Origin of the sequence: Vreelandella maris (assembly GCF_013371085.1) — a bacterium.
Classification (GTDB): Bacteria; Pseudomonadota; Gammaproteobacteria; order Pseudomonadales; family Halomonadaceae; genus Vreelandella; species Vreelandella maris.
Map to the genome: position 1 here is coordinate 63220 of NZ_JABWCV010000009.1, position 18948 is coordinate 82167.

18 protein-coding genes are annotated in these 18948 nt (G+C 54.9%); all 18 read right to left on the bottom strand.

Annotation, left to right across the window (positions count from 1 at the left end; genetic code table 11):
- Window positions 1–4 precede the first annotated feature (4 nt).
- The 18 genes from rplN to rpoB all read right to left on the bottom strand — a co-directional run bounded on the left by rplN (window position 5) and on the right by rpoB (window position 18812).
- Entirely contained in the window at window positions 5–376 is a 372-nt protein-coding gene (gene rplN, locus HUO07_RS09625; RefSeq protein WP_008959163.1) for a 50S ribosomal protein L14, read from the bottom strand.
- 48 nt (window positions 377–424) lie between these two features.
- Window positions 425–685, bottom strand: coding sequence for a 30S ribosomal protein S17 (rpsQ, locus tag HUO07_RS09630; protein ID WP_007111998.1), 261 nt, complete (start codon window positions 683–685; stop codon window positions 425–427).
- Between the two features lies 1 nt (window position 686).
- Window positions 687–878, bottom strand: coding sequence for a 50S ribosomal protein L29 (gene rpmC / locus HUO07_RS09635; protein ID WP_007111999.1), 192 nt, complete (start codon window positions 876–878; stop codon window positions 687–689).
- On the bottom strand, window positions 878–1291 hold the full coding sequence (rplP, locus tag HUO07_RS09640; protein ID WP_007112000.1) for a 50S ribosomal protein L16: 414 nt from the start codon (window positions 1289–1291) through the stop codon (window positions 878–880). Before rplP ends, rpmC begins: the two co-directional genes overlap by 1 nt.
- A 15-nt stretch (window positions 1292–1306) precedes the next feature.
- Window positions 1307–2005, bottom strand: a complete 699-nt coding sequence (gene rpsC, locus HUO07_RS09645; RefSeq protein ID WP_176303386.1) for a 30S ribosomal protein S3 — start codon at window positions 2003–2005, stop codon at window positions 1307–1309.
- Window positions 2006–2015: 10 nt separating this feature from the next.
- Entirely contained in the window at window positions 2016–2348 is a 333-nt protein-coding gene (gene rplV, locus HUO07_RS09650; RefSeq protein ID WP_007112002.1) for a 50S ribosomal protein L22, read from the bottom strand.
- 18 nt (window positions 2349–2366) lie between these two features.
- Window positions 2367–2642 carry a 30S ribosomal protein S19 gene (rpsS, locus tag HUO07_RS09655; protein WP_008959165.1) on the bottom strand — a complete coding sequence of 92 codons (276 nt, stop codon included), beginning with the start codon at window positions 2640–2642 and terminating at the stop codon, window positions 2367–2369.
- 33 nt (window positions 2643–2675) lie between these two features.
- On the bottom strand, window positions 2676–3506 hold the full coding sequence (rplB, locus tag HUO07_RS09660; RefSeq protein WP_008959166.1) for a 50S ribosomal protein L2: 831 nt from the start codon (window positions 3504–3506) through the stop codon (window positions 2676–2678).
- Between the two features lie 17 nt (window positions 3507–3523).
- Window positions 3524–3820 carry a 50S ribosomal protein L23 gene (gene rplW, locus HUO07_RS09665; protein WP_008959167.1) on the bottom strand — a complete coding sequence of 99 codons (297 nt, stop codon included), beginning with the start codon at window positions 3818–3820 and terminating at the stop codon, window positions 3524–3526.
- Window positions 3817–4422, bottom strand: a complete 606-nt coding sequence (gene rplD / locus HUO07_RS09670; protein ID WP_176303387.1) for a 50S ribosomal protein L4 — start codon at window positions 4420–4422, stop codon at window positions 3817–3819. Before rplD ends, rplW begins: the two co-directional genes overlap by 4 nt.
- 15 nt (window positions 4423–4437) lie before the next feature.
- Entirely contained in the window at window positions 4438–5076 is a 639-nt protein-coding gene (gene rplC, locus HUO07_RS09675) for a 50S ribosomal protein L3 (protein WP_176303388.1), read from the bottom strand.
- 151 nt (window positions 5077–5227) lie between these two features.
- Window positions 5228–5539, bottom strand: a complete 312-nt coding sequence (rpsJ, locus tag HUO07_RS09680) for a 30S ribosomal protein S10 (protein ID WP_007112007.1) — start codon at window positions 5537–5539, stop codon at window positions 5228–5230.
- Window positions 5540–5698: 159 nt separating this feature from the next.
- A complete protein-coding gene (gene tuf / locus HUO07_RS09685) occupies window positions 5699–6892 on the bottom strand; it encodes an elongation factor Tu (protein WP_064235089.1) in 1194 nt (397 codons plus the stop codon).
- A gap of 29 nt (window positions 6893–6921) precedes the next feature.
- Window positions 6922–9045 carry an elongation factor G gene (fusA, locus tag HUO07_RS09690; RefSeq protein ID WP_176303389.1) on the bottom strand — a complete coding sequence of 708 codons (2124 nt, stop codon included), beginning with the start codon at window positions 9043–9045 and terminating at the stop codon, window positions 6922–6924.
- Between the two features lie 229 nt (window positions 9046–9274).
- Window positions 9275–9745 (bottom strand): 30S ribosomal protein S7, encoded by a 471-nt coding sequence (gene rpsG, locus HUO07_RS09695; RefSeq protein WP_101147115.1) that lies wholly within the window; start codon window positions 9743–9745, stop codon window positions 9275–9277.
- Between the two features lie 163 nt (window positions 9746–9908).
- Window positions 9909–10283, bottom strand: coding sequence for a 30S ribosomal protein S12 (gene rpsL / locus HUO07_RS09700; protein ID WP_008959173.1), 375 nt, complete (start codon window positions 10281–10283; stop codon window positions 9909–9911).
- 227 nt (window positions 10284–10510) lie between these two features.
- Window positions 10511–14725 (bottom strand): DNA-directed RNA polymerase subunit beta', encoded by a 4215-nt coding sequence (gene rpoC / locus HUO07_RS09705; RefSeq protein WP_176303390.1) that lies wholly within the window; start codon window positions 14723–14725, stop codon window positions 10511–10513.
- Window positions 14726–14735: 10 nt separating this feature from the next.
- Window positions 14736–18812 (bottom strand): DNA-directed RNA polymerase subunit beta, encoded by a 4077-nt coding sequence (rpoB, locus tag HUO07_RS09710; RefSeq protein WP_176303391.1) that lies wholly within the window; start codon window positions 18810–18812, stop codon window positions 14736–14738.
- Window positions 18813–18948 lie beyond the last annotated feature (136 nt).

Here is an 18948-nt window from a genome sequence, read left to right on the forward strand (position 1 = left end):
CTCCTTACAGCACTTCAGGCGCTAAGGAAATGATCTTCATGAACTTTTCATTACGAAGTTCACGAGTCACCGGCCCAAAAATACGGGTACCGATGGGCTGTTCGTTGGTGTTATTCAACAAAACTGCCGCATTTCCATCGAAACGGATGAGCGAACCGTCGGGACGACGGACGCCACTACGGGTCCGGACCACGACCGCTTTTAGCACCTGGCCTTTTTTGACCTTGCCACGCGGAATCGCTTCCTTAACCGTGACCTTGATGATATCACCAACGCGAGCGTAACGACGGTGTGATCCGCCTAACACCTTGATGCACTGCACCCGGCGCGCTCCGCTGTTGTCGGCGACATCCAGCATTGTCTGAGTCTGAATCATCGGTTTTCTCCAAACCTAATCTGACTGCACTGATTGACAAGCCAGGATTTAACCCTTGGCGTGTTCAACCACCTCGACCAGCGTCCAAGCTTTTTTCTTGGAAAGCGGACGGCACTCTTGAATAGAGACCGTATCGCCTGCCTTAGCCTGGTTCGCCTCATCATGGGCGTGCAGCTTGGTGGAGCGCTTAACGTATTTTCCGTAGATCGGGTGACGCTCGCGCCGCTCGATCATGACGACGATGGACTTGTCCATCTTATCGCTCACCACTTTACCGGTGAGCGTACGCTTTGTGTTTTCTTCGGCCATCTCAATCACCTGCCTTCTCGTTGAGCAAAGTCTTAACGCGGGCGATATCCCGGCGGACCTGCTTGAGCAGATGAGTCTGGCTCAGTTGGCCAGTGGCCTTCTGCATGCGCAGGTTAAACTGCTCGCGGAGGAGTTCGAGGAGTTGCTCCTGGAGCTCTCCTGCGGACTTTTCACGAATTTCCTGGGCTTTCATCACATCACCGTCCGTTTCGCAAAGGTGGTGGATAAGGGCATTTTCTGTGCGGCAAGCTCAAACGCTTCACGAGCGAGCTCTTCCGACACGCCTTCAATTTCATACAGGACCCGACCCGGTTGGATCTGGGCAACCCAGTACTCAACAGAACCTTTACCTTTACCCATACGAACTTCGAGCGGCTTCTTGGAGATCGGCTTATCAGGGAAGACGCGGATCCAAATCTTACCGCCACGTTTTACGTGACGTGTGATCGCACGACGGCCTGCTTCGATCTGACGCGCAGTGATGCGGCCGCGACCAGTAGCTTTAAGGCCGTATTCCCCGAAGCTGATCTTGCTTCCGCGATGCGCCAGGCCACGGTTGCGGCCTTTCATCATCTTGCGGAATTTCATACGCTTGGGCTGTAACATCGACTCGCTCTCCCCTTACTTGGAACCTTTCTTCTTGGGCGCGTTGCCGGCAGGCTGTTTGGCCTTGGCACGTACTTCCTCGATACCGCCGAGGATTTCACCCTTGAAGATCCACACTTTGACGCCGATAACGCCGTAGGTGGTGTGAGCTTCGTAAGTGGCGTAGTCGATATCCGCACGCAACGTGTGCAGCGGAACGCGACCTTCGCGGTACCATTCGGTACGTGCGATTTCAGCGCCACCAAGACGACCTGACAGCTGAATCTTGATGCCACCAGCGCCAAGACGCATTGCGTTCTGGACCGCGCGCTTCATAGCACGACGGAACATGACGCGACGCTCAAGCTGACCCGCTACGTTAGCAGCGACTAGCTTGGCATCCAGCTCCGGCTTGCGAACTTCTTCGATGTTCACATGCACGGGAACACCCATCATCTGGGTGAGATCGCGACGCAAACGGTCGACATCTTCACCTTTCTTACCAATCACGATACCCGGACGGGCAGTGTGAATGGTGATGCGGGCATTGTTCGCCGGACGCTCGATGTGGATGCGGCTAACAGAGGCGCTTTTAAGACGCTCTTCCAGGAAGCTACGCACTTCGAGATCGTTATTGAGCTTATCGGCGTAAGCGCCGCGCTCAGCATACCAGACAGAAGCATGGTCTTTGACGATGCCCAGTCGAATGCCTGTTGGATTGACTTTCTGACCCATCGGTCGACTCCTACTTCTCGGCTACCTTGACGGTGATGTGGCACGTGCGCTTCAAGATACGATCCGCACGCCCCTTGGCACGCGGCTTGATACGCTTGAGCGTCATGCCCTCATCGACGCAGATGGTCGAGACACGCAGCTCGTCAATATCCATGCCGTTATTTTCTTCCGCATTTGCAATCGCGGATTGCAGCACCTTCTTAACCAGCTTGGCAGCCTTCTTCGGTGAGAAGGTCAGCAGGTCGAGTGCCTCGGCGACAGGTTTACCGCGCACCTGGTCAGCCACCAAACGGGCCTTCTGGGCGGATAAACGAGCGCCAAGCAGCTTAGCTGTGACTTCCATCTCTCAATCCTCTCTGGCTTACCGTTTGGCTTTTTTATCCGCCGCATGCCCGCGATAAGTGCGAGTAGCAGCGAATTCGCCCAATTTGTGGCCAACCATTTCCTCGGAGACGTGCACCGGGACGTGTTGGCGACCATTATGGACCGCGATAGTGAGGCCTACCATATTGGGCAGGATCATAGAACGACGCGACCAAGTCTTAATTGGTTTGCGATCGCTCTTCTCCACTGCAGCCTCTACCTTCTTCAAAAGATGAAGGTCAATGAAGGGACCTTTCTTTAGTGAACGTGGCACAGCCGTTACCTCTTAATGTCTTGGCAATTTAGATCAACGCGTCTTATTACGACGACGAATGATCAGCTTGTCGGTGCGCTTGTTCTTACGCGTCTTGTGACCCTTAGTCGGCACACCCCATGGGGATACCGGGTGACGACCACCACTGGTGCGGCCTTCGCCACCACCGTGCGGGTGATCGACTGGGTTCATCGCGACACCGCGAACAGTCGGACGCACGCCTCTCCAGCGCTTCGCACCGGCCTTGCCAAGTTGACGCAGGCTGTGCTCAGAGTTGCTCACTTCACCCAACGTCGCGCGGCACTCGGCCAACACTTTACGCATTTCGCCAGAGCGAAGACGCAAGGTGGCATAGTTACCTTCACGAGCAACCAACTGGGCGCTTGTACCGGCACTGCGAGCAATCTGCGCACCTTTGCCCGGCTTGAGTTCGATGCAGTGCACCGTAGAACCCAGCGGAACGTTACGCAGCGGCAAGGCATTGCCTTTCTTGATTGACGCGTTAACACCAGATTCCAGCACGTCACCCGCGCTGACACCTTTCGGTGCAATGATGTAACGACGTTCACCATCGGCATACTTCAGCAGTGCAATGTGCGCACTGCGGTTGGGATCGTGCTCCAGGCGCTCAACGGTGGCAGGAATGCCATCCTTGGTACGCTTGAAATCGATCAACCGATAGTGGTGACGATGACCACCGCCCACGTGGCGGGTGGTGATACGACCGTAGTTATTCCGGCCGCCGGACTTGGACTGTTTTTCCAAAAGCGGTGCATAAGCACGGCCTTTAAACAGTTCCTCGCCAACGATCTTGACGACGTGGCGACGACCGGCGGAAGTGGGTTTGGTCTTGACGATTGCCATTATCCGTACTCCTGCCCTTATTCGGCGCCAGAGAAGTCTTCGAGCGTTTCACCCGCAGCCAGGGTCACATACGCTTTGCGGTAACCCTTACGCAGGCCAACGCCGTTCGCAGTACGCTTTGTTTTACCCTTCATGTTCAGAACCTGAACACTACCGACCTTTTTGCCGAAGAGTGCTTCAACGGCCTTTTTGATCTCGGGCTTGGTAGCATCAGATGCCACCTTGAAAACGTACTGGTTGCGCTCGGCTGCCATTGCGGCCTTTTCGGTCACGTGCGGCCCAAGCAGAACCTTAAATACGCGTTCCTGGTTCATGCCAGCTTCTCCTCGAATTTACGCAGGGCGGAGACGGTAATCAGGACCTTATCAAAGGCTACCAGGCTTACCGGGTCAGCTGCCGCGACATCCACCACGTCAACGTGGGGAAGGTTGCGTGCGGCCAAATAGAGCTTCTCGTCGATTTCTTCAGTGACGATCAACACTTTTTCAAGGTTGAGCTCTTTCAGCTTGGCAGCTACCTGCTTGGTCTTAGGCGCATCGACGACGAACTCTTCAATCGCGACTAAACGCTCTTGACGTACCAGCTCAGACAAGATGGAGCGCATCGCTGCACGGTACATCTTGCGGTTAACCTTCTGGGTGTAGTCTTGCGGACGCGCCGCGAAGGTTACGCCACCACTACGCCATAGCGGAGAGCGGATGGTACCGGCACGTGCACGACCGGTGCCTTTCTGACGCCACGGCTTCTTACCACCGCCACGAACGTCGGAACGACTCTTTTGTGCGCGGGTTCCCTGACGACCAGCCGCCAAATAGGCAGTGACAACCTGGTGAACGAGCGCTTCGTTGAATTCTTTGCCAAAAGTGGCGTCGGCTACTTCAACGGTACCCGTGCCTGCAGCAAGATTCAGATTCATTGGTAATTATCCCCTTCAGCCTGCTTTCACGGCGCTGCGAACGATAACGTCACTACCGGGAGCACCCGGTACGGCGCCTTTAATCAGCAGCAGGTTACGCTCGGCGTCGACACGGACGATCTCAAGGCTCTGCACGGTGCAACGGGCGTTACCCATTTGACCGGCCATCTTTTTGCCTTTGAAAACGCGACCCGGAGTCTGACACATGCCGATAGAACCCGGCGCGCGATGCGACAGAGAGTTACCGTGAGTCATGTCTTGGGTACGGAAATTCCAGCGCTTAACAGCACCCTGGAAGCCTTTACCCTTAGAGGTGCCAGTCACGTCAACCATTTGACCAGCTTCGAAGAGGGATACGGTGATTTCGCCGCCCACTTCAGGAATTGCTTCGCCTTCTGCAAGACGAAATTCCATCAGTGCACGACCAGCTTCAACACCCGCCTTGGCAAACTGACCAGCTTGCGCTTTGGTGAGGTGCTTCGCTTTGCGAGAGCCAGATGTGACCTGAATCGCTGCGTAACCGTCAGACTCGACAGATTTAACGCGTGTAACACGATTAGGATCAACTTCAATAACGGTTACGGGCACAGACGCGCCGTCTTCGGTAAAGACACGGGTCATCCCGGCCTTTTTACCGACTAAACCGATAGTCATACTCAGTCTCCTATAGTGTACGGGGCTATCACCCGCTATGGCTGCCCTTTCCAGAGCATTCCACTAGCACATTGTATGGCGCCTCACGGCGCGGCGGCTGCTGCTCATGCCAAATAATGATGAGCGCTGGGCCGCAAAGTGACTAGTGTAATTAGTTGAGTTTGATTTGCACGTCAACGCCAGCGGCGAGATCGAGCTTCATCAATGCATCAACAGTTTTCTCAGTCGGCTCAACAATGTCGAGCACACGCTTGTGCGTACGAATCTCATACTGGTCACGCGCATCTTTGTTGACGTGCGGCGAGATCAGAATGGTGTAACGCTCGCGATTGGTCGGCAGCGGGATCGGGCCACGAACCTGAGCACCAGTACGCTTAGCAGTTTCAACAATCTCCGCTGTGGACTGATCGATCAGGCGATGGTCGAATGCTTTCAACCGAATGCGAATCTTTTGGTTCTGCATTTGCCTTAAACTCCAATGGATGTCGACGGCGCGAGCCGTCTACCCACGCATTCAAAGGATGCGCATTATAGGCACGCCAAAAGCCCATGTCAAACATTTGCTGTTGGTGCGCAGAAAAGGGGGCTCGCAAGAGCCCCCTTCATCATTCAAGCATGTAGCTTACTTGACGATCTTGGCCACAACGCCAGCACCGACAGTACGGCCGCCTTCACGAATAGCGAAGCGCAAACCTTCGTCCATTGCGATCGGAGCGATCAAGGTAACAACCATCTGAACGTTGTCACCCGGCATGACCATTTCAACGCCTTCCGGCAGTTCACAAGTACCGGTTACATCGGTGGTACGGAAGTAGAACTGGGGACGGTAGCCCTTGAAGAAAGGCGTGTGACGACCACCCTCTTCTTTGGACAGTACGTAAACTTCTGCTTCGAAGGTAGTGTGCGGGTTGATGGTGCCCGGCTTGGCCAATACTTGGCCACGCTCGACGTCATCACGCTTAGTACCACGCAGCAGGGCGCCAACGTTCTCACCAGCACGACCTTCGTCGAGCAGTTTACGGAACATTTCAACACCGGTAACGATCGTTTTGGTGGTGTCGCGGATACCCACGATTTCCACTTCTTCGCCCGCTTTAACGATGCCGCGCTCTACACGACCGGTAACAACAGTACCGCGACCAGAGATAGAGAACACGTCTTCAATCGGCATCAGGAACGGCTGGTCGATAGCACGCTCCGGCTCAGGAATGTACTCATCCAGAGCTTTGATCAGATTGGCAACGGCCGTCGTACCCATGCCTTTGTCATCTTCACCGTTCAGCGCCATCAAGGCAGAACCAGTGATGATCGGCGTGTCGTCGCCCGGGAAGTCGTACTGGTCGAGAAGTTCGCGAACTTCCATTTCTACCAGCTCGAGCAGCTCTTCATCATCGACCATGTCCGCTTTGTTCAGGAACACAACGATGAACGGTACGCCAACCTGACGAGACAGCAGGATGTGCTCGCGAGTTTGCGGCATCGGGCCGTCTGCGGCAGAACATACCAGGATCGCGCCGTCCATCTGCGCAGCACCGGTGATCATGTTCTTGACGTAGTCAGCGTGTCCTGGGCAGTCAACGTGAGCGTAGTGACGCTCTTCAGACTGATATTCCACGTGAGAAGTAGCGATCGTGATACCGCGCTCGCGCTCTTCAGGAGCGTTATCGATGGTATCAAATTCACGCCAGTCGCCGCCGAAAACCTCAGCAGACACGCGGGTTAGGGCCGCTGTCAGAGTCGTTTTACCGTGGTCGACGTGACCAATGGTGCCGACGTTGACGTGCGGTTTGGAACGTTCAAATTTTTCCTTAGCCACTGCTATAACCTCTTTACGTTAGCTAACGGTTAACCGTTTTGATTGATGACGGCTTCAACGACGCTGGAGGGCGCCTCGTCGTACTTCGAGAACTCCATAGAGTAGCTCGCACGGCCCTGGGTTTGTGAGCGCAGATCGGTTGCATAACCGAACATCTCACCCAATGGCACCGTCGCACGGATGACTTTACCAGAAGAGGAGTCATCCATACCCTGCACCAGGCCGCGACGACGGCTCAGGTCACCCATGACGTCACCCATAAACTCTTCGGGGGTCACGATTTCGACCTTCATCACCGGCTCCAGCAGCACGGCCTTGGCCTTCCTGGCACCTTCTTTTACTGCCATAGAAGAAGCAATCTTAAACGCAGTCTCGTTGGAGTCTACGTCGTGGAAGGAGCCATCAAACAGCGTTACTTTAACGTCGATCATCGGGTAACCCGCAATGACGCCGTTTTTGAGCTGCTCAAAAGCACCCTTCTCAACCGCGGGAACGTATTCCTTCGGAACCGCACCACCCACGATCTCAGAGTTGAACTTGAAGAACAGTTCGTCTTCGCCTTCACCCTTCTCTTCTGCTGTCAGCGGCTCGATACGCAGCCATACGTGACCATACTGACCACGACCACCGGACTGACGTACGAACTTGCCTTCTTGCTCAATGCTGCCGCGAATCGTTTCACGATAGGCAACCTGAGGCTTACCGATATTGGCTTCAACCTTAAACTCGCGACGCATACGGTCAACGAGGATGTCCAGGTGAAGCTCACCCATGCCAGAAATAATCGTCTGGCCGGTCTCTTCGTCGGTCTTGACCTGGAAAGAGGGGTCTTCTTGAGCAAGCTTGCCCAACGCAACACCCATCTTCTCTTGGTCTGCCTTAGATTTAGGCTCTACAGCAACCGAGATTACCGGATCCGGGAACTCCATGCGCTCGAGAACGATCTTGTTATCGATATCACACAGGGTATCACCCGTGGTGACGTCTTTCAGACCGATACAAGCAGCGATGTCGCCCGCCAGAACTTCTTTGATCTCTTCGCGGGAATTGGCGTGCATCTGAACGATACGGCCAACACGCTCTTTCTTCTGCTTAACGGAGTTATACACACCGTCACCAGATTTCAGAACACCCGAGTAGACGCGGATAAAGGTCAGCGTACCAACGAAGGGGTCGGTGGCGATCTTAAACGCCAGGGCCGCAAACGGTGCACTGTCGTCCGCTTCGCGGGTATCAACGGTGCCGTCTTTATCGTCGAGCTCACCTTCGATCGCCTTAACTTCCGTCGGCGAAGGCATGTATTCGATAACGCCATCCAGCACTGCCTGAACGCCTTTGTTCTTAAAGGCAGAACCACAGGTAACTAGAACGATATCGTTAGCCAGGGTGCGCGCGCGCAGACCGGCCTTGATCTCTTCAATCGACAGCTCACCGCCTTCGAGGTACTTCTCCATCAGCTCGTCAGAGCCTTCGGCAGCCGCTTCGACCATCTCTTCGCGATATTTTGCAGCTGTTTCTTGCAATTCAGCAGGAATATCCACGAGGTCATAATTCATACCCAGACTTTCTTCATCCCACAGGATGGCTTTCATCTGAATAAGGTCGATAACACCTTTAAAGTCTTCTTCCGTGCCCCAGTTAATCTGGATCGGCACAGCATTTGCACCCAGGCGCTCTTTCAACTGGTCGACAACCATGAAGAAATCAGCACCGGTACGGTCCATCTTGTTGACGAAGACCATGCGCGGCACTTCGTACTTATTGGCTTGGCGCCATACAGTTTCGGTCTGGGGCTGAACGCCGGAAGAACCACACAGTACAACAACCGCACCATCAAGTACGCGCAAAGAACGCTCAACTTCGATCGTGAAGTCAACGTGTCCTGGGGTATCGATAATGTTAATACGATGCTCGGGGAACTGCTTGTTCATGCCCTGCCAGAAACAGGTAGTTGCAGCTGAGGTGATAGTGATACCACGCTCCTGCTCCTGCTCCATCCAGTCCATGGTCGCAGCACCGTCGTGCACTTCGCCCACTTTGTGGGAAAGGCCGGTGTAGAACAGTACCCGCTCAGTCGTCGTAGTCTTACCCGCGTCAACGTGAGCGACGATACCGATATTACGATAGCGATTTAGTGGAGTCTTGCGTGCCACGGTGAAACTCCCGTTTGTTGGCGATGCTCGTTAATTTAGCGACGTATGCAAGCGAGGCTTATGCGTCCGCCGCTACCACTGCATGGTAGCGGCTGGATATTGCAACTAATGCGTTGCAACAACGCGACTCAGCAAACACTTCGCCATGCTGAACAACGTGCATATAAAAACCATAAAGCCGTACTTAAAAACGCCGTGCTTAGAAACGCAGTTTCTAGAAACACCGATTTTAGAAACGGTAGTGCGAGAAGGCCTTGTTGGCTTCTGCCATGCGATGCACGTCTTCGCGCTTCTTAACGGCAGAACCTTTACCTTCCGCGGCATCCAGCATTTCGCCTGCTAGACGCTGCACCATGGTTTTCTCACCGCGACGACGCGCCGCGTCTACCAGCCAGCGCATTGCTAGCGCTTGGCGACGAGACGGACGTACTTCAACCGGCACCTGATAGGTCGCACCACCAACGCGGCGCGACTTCACTTCGACCATGGGCTGGATGGCTTCCAGCGCTTTGTCGAAGATCTCCAGCGGATCTTCTTTACTACGATCGGCAACCTTGTCCAACGCACCGTAGACGATACGCTCAGCTATGGACTTTTTGCCGCTGACCATCAGGTGGTTCATGAACTTCGCCAGACGCTCACTTCCGAACTTAGGATCCGGCAGGATTTCGCGTTTAGCTACTACTCTTCTTCTAGGCATGATAAGCCCTCAATTAAGGATCTTTCAGGTAAACCCGGAACTCATGAGCTTGTACTAAGACAAAGCGCCGCCCGACCTTACTCTTATCAGACCGTCAAATTCGTGATAATCGCTACTCAGCACACCCAATAAAATCGGCCATGCTACAGCTACCCCAGCCTTATTAAGACTTAGGACGCTTAGTACCGTATTTAGAACGACCCTGACGACGATTTTGAACGCCAGAGGTGTCAAGGGCGCCACGAACGGTGTGATAACGCACACCTGGCAAATCCTTTACACGACCGCCACGAATCAAAACGACAGAGTGTTCTTGAAGGTTGTGACCTTCACCACCGATGTAAGAAGACACTTCGAAACCGTTGGTAAGGCGCACACGGCAAACCTTACGCAGAGCCGAGTTCGGCTTCTTCGGGGTGGTAGTGTAAACGCGCGTACATACGCCGCGCTTTTGCGGACAGGCCTGCAGCGCGGGCACGTCACTTTTAGTGACGGGGCGCTTGCGCGGCTTGCGCACTAGCTGATTAATCGTTGCCATGGTGTTTAGCTGACTCCAATGGTTGCCTTGTCTTTCAACAAGTAGCCTTTTTAACAAATACGTGCAGTGGATGCGGGCGCACCCACCCCACTGTTAAAGGCTGCGCATTCTAAAGGCTGACCCTAGGTGCCGTCAAGCCTTGCTGGCGGTTTTACCAGCAAGGTGACGTTTTTAGGTCAGCAACTTATGCTACTTACTAATTTTACTGCTTGTTTTAAGCACCAAATTTACAGCTCGTCGTCAGAGTCGAGAGCGGTTAACTGGGCACCTAGCTCCTGCTCTACCTCGGTCGCCGAGGGATTGAACAGTTGCTCAACGCCTTCGCGCTTGCGACGACGTTCTGCGTGGTGAGTCAAGCCCGTACCTGCTGGTATTAGACGACCAACCACCACGTTTTCTTTCAGGCCGCGCAGGTAATCGCGCTTGCCGGTCACCGCTGCTTCGGTCAGTACCCGGGTAGTCTCCTGGAAGGAGGCCGCGGAAATGAACGACTCAGTGGCCAAGCTGGCCTTAGTAATACCCAGCAACATGCGTTGGTACTTGGCTGGGAATTTCTTCTCTTTTTCAAGACGTTCATTCTGTTCCAGCACACGCACAAGCTCGGCTTGATCGCCCGTGATGAAATCAGAGTCGCCTGAATCAGCAATCTCTACCTTACGCAGCATCTGACGCACAATTACTTCAATGTGCTTATCGTTGATACCAACGCCCTGGAGACGGTAAACGTCTTGTACTTCTGCCGTAATGTACTTGGCGAGCTCCTCAACACCCAATAAACGCAGGATGTCATGGGGGTTGCTCGGGCCATCAGAAATGACTTCCCCCTTCTCAACCGTTTCGCCTTCAAAGACGGCAATTTGACGCCACTTCGGAATCAAGGCTTCAAACGGATCGCCGGATTCTGGGGTAATCATCAGGCGACGTTTGCCTTTAGTCTCTTTACCAAAGCTAACGACACCGCTGATTTCCGCCAGGATAGACGACTCTTTCGGCTTACGCGCCTCAAACAAGTCAGCAACGCGTGGCAGACCACCGGTGATATCTTTGTTCGCCGAGGCTTCTACCGGGATACGGGCAACGACTTCACCCACACCAATAGTGACACCATCGTCGACCGAAATAATCGAGTTGCCTGGCAGCAAGTACTGCACCGGCGTATTGGAACCGGATACGGAAACATACTCGCCAGCGCTGTCTTGCAGCATAACCATCGGGCGCTTATCGCGACCAGCCATGGGGCGCGCTGCAGACTCGATCACCTCAATAGAGGACAAGCCGGTCATCTCATCGACGCTACGGTGCATGGTGACACCTTCGTCAAGATCGATGAACTGCGCCTTACCTTCTACTTCGGCAACGATCGGGTGCGTGTGCGGGTCCCACTTGGCGACAATGGCACCGGCATCCACGACGTCACCGTCGCGTACCGAGAGCTCGGCGCCGTAAGGCAGCTTGTAGTACTCGCGTTCACGACCATGGTCATCAGCAACAGCCAAGGCGCTCGAACGAGAGACCACCACTAGCTTGCCGTCACCACGCTCAACATGCTTGATGTTGTGCAGGCGAACCTTGCCGCCGTGCTTCACTTGTACGCTATCCACGGCTGATGAACGCGATGCTGCGCCGCCGATGTGGAAGGTACGCATGGTCAGCTGGGTACCCGGCTCACCAATTGACTGGGCAGCGATAACGCCGACAGCTTCACCGATGTTGACCTGGTGGCCACGAGCCAAGTCACGGCCGTAACAGGAAGCACAAACGCCGTGCGGCGTTTCACAGGTAATCGTGGAGCGTACGATAATTTCGTCGACGCCCATGGTGTCGAGCTCTGCACACCACTTCTCGTCAAGCAATGTCCCTTTAGCGATCAATACTTCACCGCTGCCCGGATGCACGACATCCTGCGCAACCACGCGACCCAGGACACGCTGGGAGAGCGGTACAATGATGTCGCCGCCTTCGATGATCGGATGCAGCGTCAAGCCATTTTCGGTACCACAATCTACTTCAGTGATAACCAAATCTTGCGCCACATCGACCAAGCGACGCGTCAGATAACCAGAGTTGGCCGTTTTCAGGGCCGTATCCGCCAGACCTTTACGTGCACCGTGAGTCGAGATGAAGTACTGCAGTACGTTCAGACCTTCACGGAAGTTGGCAACGATCGGCGTTTCGATGATCGAACCATCCGGCTTGGCCATCAGGCCACGCATACCGGCCAGCTGACGAATCTGGGCAGCCGAACCACGAGCACCAGAGTCGGCCATGATGAAGACGCTGTTGAATGAATCCTGCTCAACCTCGTTGCCATCACGATCAATCACGGTCTCTTTCGAAATGCCGACCATCATCGCCTTGGCGACTTTATCGTTGGCCTTCGACCAGATATCGATAACCTTGTTGTACTTCTCACCGGCGGTTACCAGGCCAGAAGAGAACTGGTCTTCGATCTCTTTAACTTCGGCTTCCGCCGCGTCAACGATCTCAGTTTTGGCTTCGGGGATAACGAAGTCGTTAACACCGATAGAGGCGCCGGACCAAGTCGCTAAGCGGAAGCCGGTGTACATCAGCTGGTCAGCGAAGATGACGGTCGGCTTAAGGCCGGCACGACGATAGACTTCGTTGATCAGGCTGGAGATCGCCTTCTTCTTCATCGGCTGATCGATCAGCTCGAAGGGGACACCTTCCGGAAGAATGCGGAACAGCATCGCACGACCGACCGTGGTGTCATAAATACGACGATGGAAGCTGCGCTCGCCGGTTTCCTCTTCAATATCGATCTCGTCCAGGCGCACTTTAACCCGGGCGTGCAGCGATACAGACTGGGTACCAAACGCGCGCTCGACCTCGTTAAGGTCAGAGAACACCATGCCTTCGCCTTTGGCGTTGATCTTTTCGCGGGTCATGTAGTAAAGACCCAGAACAACGTCTTGCGACGGTACGATGATCGGCTCGCCGTTAGCGGGCGACAGCACGTTGTTGGTGGCCATCATCAGCGCACGCGCTTCAAGCTGGGCTTCCAGGGTCAGCGGTACGTGTACCGCCATCTGGTCACCGTCAAAGTCGGCGTTGTAGGCGGCACATACCAGCGGGTGTAGCTGGATCGCTTTACCTTCGATCAACAGCGGCTCAAACGCCTGGATACCCAGACGGTGAAGCGTGGGTGCGCGGTTAAGCAGTACCGGGTGTTCGCGGATAACATCGGCGAGGATGTCCCACACTTCCGGCAGCTCGCGCTCGACCATCTTCTTGGCAGCTTTGATCGTTGAAGCGTAGCCCAGCGACTGCAGCTTGGAGTAGATAAACGGCTTGAACAGTTCAAGCGCCATTTTCTTTGGCAAACCACACTGGTGCAGGCGCAGCGTCGGACCTACGGTAATGACCGAACGGCCCGAGTAGTCGACGCGCTTACCCAGCAGGTTCTGACGGAAACGGCCCTGCTTACCTTTGATCATATCGGCGAGCGATTTCAGCGGACGCTTGTTAGAGCCCGTGATCGCGCGGCCACGACGGCCGTTATCCAGCAGCGCATCGACTGCTTCCTGAAGCATGCGCTTCTCGTTGCGCACGATGATATCCGGCGCGTTGAGGTCGAGCAGACGCTTCAGGCGGTTGTTACGGTTGATCACACGACGGTAAAGGTCGTTGAGATCAGAGGTGGCGAAGCGGCCGCCATCCAGCGGTACCAGCGGACGAAGGTCCGGCGGCAACACGGGCAGCACTTCCATGACCATCCACGCCGGCGCATTGCCAGAGTGGTAGAACGCTTCCAGCAGTTTCAGACGCTTAGAAAGCTTCTTGATCTTGGTTTCAGAGTTGGTCTGCGGAATTTCTTCACGCAGGTGATTGATCTCTTCTTCCAGATCGATGTCTTTGAGCAGCTCCTGAACGGCTTCAGCACCCATACGAGCGTCGAAGTCGTCGCCGAACTCTTCCAATGCTTCGAAGTACTGCTCATCGTTGAGCAGCTGACCACGCTCCAGCGTGGTCATGCCCGGGTCGATGACGACAAAGCTTTCGAAATAGAGCACGCGCTCGATATCACGCAGGGTCATATCGAGGAACATGCCGATACGCGACGGCAGTGATTTCAAGAACCAAATGTGAGCAACCGGAGAAGCCAGCTCAATGTGCCCCATGCGCTCACGGCGCACGGCGGCTTTGGTCACTTCAACGCCACATTTTTCGCAGATAATACCGCGGTGCTTCATGCGCTTATATTTGCCGCACAAGCACTCATAGTCTTTTACCGGACCAAAAATCTTGGCGCAGAACAGACCGTCCCGCTCCGGCTTAAAGGTACGGTAGTTGATGGTCTCAGGCTTCTTCACCTCGCCAAACGACCAGGAGCGAATCATGTCCGGCGACGCCAGGGTAATCTTGATCGCGTCAAACTCTTCGGACTGAGACTGCGATTTGAGTACTTTCACCAAATCTTTCATGGGACGGCTCCTAGCTCTCTAACTCGATATCGATGCCCAGCGAGCGGATTTCCTTCACCAGTACGTTGAAGGATTCCGGCATGCCTGCCTGCATGGTGTGGTCGCCATCCACGATGTTTTTATACATCTTGGTGCGGCCTTCGACGTCGTCCGACTTGACGGTGAGCATCTCTTGTAGCGTGTATGCAGCGCCGTAAGCTTCCAACGCCCACACTTCCATCTCACCGAAGCGCTGACCACCGAATTGCGCCTTACCACCCAAGGGCTGCTGGGTAACCAGCGAGTAAGAACCGGTAGAACGCGCGTGCATCTTGTCGTCTACCAAGTGGTTAAGCTTCAACATGTACATGTAGCCGACGGTAACCGGACGGTCAAAAGCGTCACCGGTACGGCCATCGAACAGGGCCATCTGGCCCGATTCAGGAATGTCCGCCAGCTTCAGCAGATGCTTGATTTCGTGCTCTTTGGCACCGTCAAACACCGGCGTGGCCATCGGCACACCCCCTTTGAGGTTCTTCGCCAGGGCAATGACCTCATCGTCGGTCAGGGAATCGAGATCTTCAACGCGCGTACCTTGCGTGTTGTAGATCTGCCCCAGGAAGTCGCGAATCTCGGCGACTTGCTGTCCGCGTGCATCGCGCAGCATGGCTTCGATCTTGACCCCTAGACCACGGGCGGCCATGCCAAGGTGGGTTTCCAAAATCTGACCGACGTTCATGCGCGACGGTACACCCAGCGGGTTCAGTACCACGTCGACCGGCTCACCCTTCTCGTCGAACGGCATGTCTTCGATCGGCATGATCGCGGAGATAACACCCTTGTTACCGTGACGACCGGCCATCTTGTCGCCTGGCTGGATGCGACGCTTGACCGCCATGTAAACCTTGACGATTTTCAGCACGCCCGGCGCGAGATCATCGCCCTGGGTCAGCTTGCGCTTCTTATCTTCAAAGCGCTCGTCCATCTCTTTACGGCGGTTTTCAAGCTGCTCGTCGGCCTGGGCCAACAGCTCGTTGTAAGACTCATCCTGCATGCGCAGTTTGAACCACTGCTGACGTGGCAGCTCGTCAAGGTACGCTTCGTCTAGCACGTCGCCTTTCTTAAGGTTCGGGCCACCGTTAACGGCTTGGCCGTCGAGGGTACGCTTGAGACGCTCAAACGTTGCGTCTTCAGCGATACGATAGGTCTCTTGCAGATCCTTACGAACTTCATCGAGCTGCGTACGCTCGATAGAGAGTGCGCGAGAGTCTTTATCGACGCCATCACGAGTAAACACCTGAACGTCGATGACCGTTCCCTTCATGCCGGTGGGGGCACGCAGCGAAGTATCTTTAACGTCCGACGCTTTCTCACCGAAGATGGCACGCAGCAGCTTCTCTTCTGGCGTCAGCTGGGTTTCACCTTTCGGCGTTACCTTACCGACCAGAATGTCGCCGGGGCCAACTTCAGCACCGATGTAAACAACGCCCGCCTCATCCAGTTTGGAGAGCGCCGACTCACCCACGTTGGGAATATCGGAGGTAATCTCTTCCGAGCCCAACTTGGTGTCGCGAGACACACAGGTCAGTTCCTGAATGTGAATCGTGGTGAAACGGTCTTCTTGAACGACTCGCTCGGAAAGCAGGATCGAGTCTTCGAAGTTGTAGCCATTCCAGGGCATGAACGCGATGCGCATGTTCTGACCCAGGGCCAGATCGCCCATATCGACCGACGGGCCATCAGCGAGAATATCGCCGCGCGCCACGTTGTCGCCAGGCCGCACGATGGGGCGCTGGTTCATACAGGTGTTCTGGTTCGAGCGGGTGTACTTGGTCAAGTTGTAGATATCAACACCGGCTTCACCGCCGATAATTTCATCTTCATTGACCCGTACCACGACACGACGTGCATCAACAGAATCAATCACGCCGCCGCGATTGGCTACCGCACAGACACCGGAGTCACGGGCAACAAAGCGCTCCATGCCGGTACCTACCAGCGGCTTATCGGCACGCAGGGTCGGCACCGCCTGACGCTGCATGTTCGAACCCATCAAGGCGCGGTTGGCGTCATCGTGTTCCAGGAACGGAATCAATGCCGCGGCAACCGAGACGACCTGACGAGGTGATACGTCCATTAGCGTCACTTGTTCAGGACGCATAAAGGTCGTTTCACCGCGGTGACGAACCTGAACCAGGTCATCACTCAGCTTGTTGGACTCATCCACCGCTGCCGACGCCTGGGCAATAACGAAATCGCCCTCTTCGATCGCTGAAAGGTGAACGATGTCGTCGGTCAACTGACGGTCAACAACTTTACGGTACGGCGTTTCGAGGAAGCCGTAGCTGTTAGTGTGGCTGTAAGTCGCCAGCGAGTTAATCAGACCGATGTTCGGGCCTTCCGGCGTTTCGATCGGGCAGAGACGTCCGTAGTGCGTGGCGTGAACGTCACGTACTTCGAAGCCAGCGCGCTCACGGGTCAAACCACCGGGGCCGAGTGCAGACACACGACGCTTGTGGGTCACTTCCGAAAGCGGGTTGTTCTGATCCATGAATTGAGAAAGCTGGCTGGAACCGAAGAACTCTTTCACCGCGGCCGCAACCGGCTTGGCGTTGATCAAGTCTTGCGGCATCAGGCCTTCGCTTTCCGCCATGGAAAGACGCTCTTTCACGGCGCGCTCAACACGCACCAAGCCAACGCGGAACTGGTTCTCGGCCATTTCGCCCACACAGCGAATACGACGGTTACCCAGGTGATCGATATCGTCAACGTCACCGAAGCCGTTACGGATATTGATCAGCTCGCGCAGCACATCCAGGATGTCCTTGCGATCCAGTACGCCGGAGCCCGTGTCAGTATCACGGCGCAGGCGACGGTTGAACTTCATGCGACCAACGCCAGAGAGGTCGTAACGGTCTTCAGAGAAGAACAGGTTGTTAAACAGCGTCTCGGCAGACTCTTTAGTCGGCGGCTCACCGGGGCGCATCATGCGGTAAATTTCGACCAACGCTTCAAGCGCGGAATTAGTCGCATCCAGCTTCAGGGTGTCGGAAATGAAGGAACCGCAGTCAAGATCGTTGGTGTAGAGCGTTTCGACCAGGGTAATACCGCCCTGCGCCATGCGCTCAAGCACTTCTGGCGTGATCTCGGTGTTACACGGACAGATCAGTTCGCCTGTTTTAGAGTCGATTTGATCTTTGGCCAGGGTTTTGCCGAACAGGTACTCCATCGGCACATCCAGACGCTCAAGGCCGGCTTTTTCAAGCTGACGAATGTGCTTCTGGGTAATCCGACGTCCTTCTTCAACGATCACATTACCTTCGCCATCTTTGATGTCGAAAGTAGCCGTCTCGCCGCGCAGACGCGACGGCACCAGTTCCACAGAGAAACCGGATTTCTCAATGTGGAAGACACTGGTTTCAAAGAACTCGGCCAGGATCTCTTCGGTGTTCATCCCCAGCGCACGCATCAGTACCGACGCCGGCAGTTTGCGGCGACGGTCAATACGTACAAAGACGTTGTCTTTGGGGTCAAACTCAAAGTCTAACCAAGAACCACGGTAAGGAATCACGCGGGCTGAATAGAGCAGCTTACCGGAAGAGTGGCTCTTGCCTTTGTCATGATCGAAGAACACACCGGGCGAGCGGTGGAGCTGGGAAACGATAACCCGCTCAGTACCGTTGATAACAAAGGTACCGTTCTCGGTCATCAGGGGGATTTCCCCCATGTAGACTTCCTGCTCTTTAATATCTTTGATTGCTTTGTTTGAGGAGTCGCGATCATAGATGATCAAGCGAACCTTAACGCGCAGCGGGGCGGAATAAGTGACGCCGCGCAGCTGGCACTCCTTAACATCGAACGCCGGCGTGCCGAAGCGGTAGCTGACATACTCAAGCGCCGCATTACCGGAGAAGCTCTCAATCGGAAACACGGACTTAAAAGCCGCGTGCAAGCCGACTTCGTGACGCTCGTCGGGCGAACGATCTTGCTGGAGGAAGTCGTAATAGGAATCAAGCTGGATCGCCAGCAAGTAAGGCACATCCATCACTTGGGGCAGTTTGCCGAAATCCTTGCGGATGCGTTTTTTCTCAGTATATGAGTAAGCCATCTGTATTCCCCAGCTTGTTCACCATGGGTGACCGATGCGTGGTCATCGCTGCCCGGCGGGCTTCGTCAGACACAGACAGCAAGCTCCTAAATCGGTAGCTCGCCGTCGAAAATCTAGTTCGATAACACTGTAGTCG

Bases quoted from the DNA above. Each gene is read 5' to 3' on its own strand.
- rplP (WP_007112000.1), bottom strand. From the start codon at position 1,291: ATGTTACAGCCCAAGCGTATGAAATTCCGCAAGATGATGAAAGGCCGC.
- rplC (WP_176303388.1), bottom strand. From the start codon at position 5,076: ATGACTATCGGTTTAGTCGGTAAAAAGGCCGGGATGACCCGTGTCTTT.
- rplW (WP_008959167.1), bottom strand. From the start codon at position 3,820: ATGAACCAGGAACGCGTATTTAAGGTTCTGCTTGGGCCGCACGTGACC.
- rpsC (WP_176303386.1), bottom strand. From the start codon at position 2,005: ATGGGTCAGAAAGTCAATCCAACAGGCATTCGACTGGGCATCGTCAAA.
- rpoC (WP_176303390.1), bottom strand. From the start codon at position 14,725: ATGAAAGATTTGGTGAAAGTACTCAAATCGCAGTCTCAGTCCGAAGAG.
- rplN (WP_008959163.1), bottom strand. From the start codon at position 376: ATGATTCAGACTCAGACAATGCTGGATGTCGCCGACAACAGCGGAGCG.
- rpmC (WP_007111999.1), bottom strand. From the start codon at position 878: ATGAAAGCCCAGGAAATTCGTGAAAAGTCCGCAGGAGAGCTCCAGGAG.
- rpsQ (WP_007111998.1), bottom strand. From the start codon at position 685: ATGGCCGAAGAAAACACAAAGCGTACGCTCACCGGTAAAGTGGTGAGC.
- rplB (WP_008959166.1), bottom strand. From the start codon at position 3,506: ATGGCAATCGTCAAGACCAAACCCACTTCCGCCGGTCGTCGCCACGTC.
- rpsL (WP_008959173.1), bottom strand. From the start codon at position 10,283: ATGGCAACGATTAATCAGCTAGTGCGCAAGCCGCGCAAGCGCCCCGTC.
- rplD (WP_176303387.1), bottom strand. From the start codon at position 4,422: ATGAATCTGAATCTTGCTGCAGGCACGGGTACCGTTGAAGTAGCCGAC.
- rpsJ (WP_007112007.1), bottom strand. From the start codon at position 5,539: ATGCAGAACCAAAAGATTCGCATTCGGTTGAAAGCATTCGACCATCGC.
- rplV (WP_007112002.1), bottom strand. From the start codon at position 2,348: ATGGAAGTCACAGCTAAGCTGCTTGGCGCTCGTTTATCCGCCCAGAAG.
- rpsG (WP_101147115.1), bottom strand. From the start codon at position 9,745: ATGCCTAGAAGAAGAGTAGTAGCTAAACGCGAAATCCTGCCGGATCCT.
- rpoB (WP_176303391.1), bottom strand. From the start codon at position 18,812: ATGGCTTACTCATATACTGAGAAAAAACGCATCCGCAAGGATTTCGGC.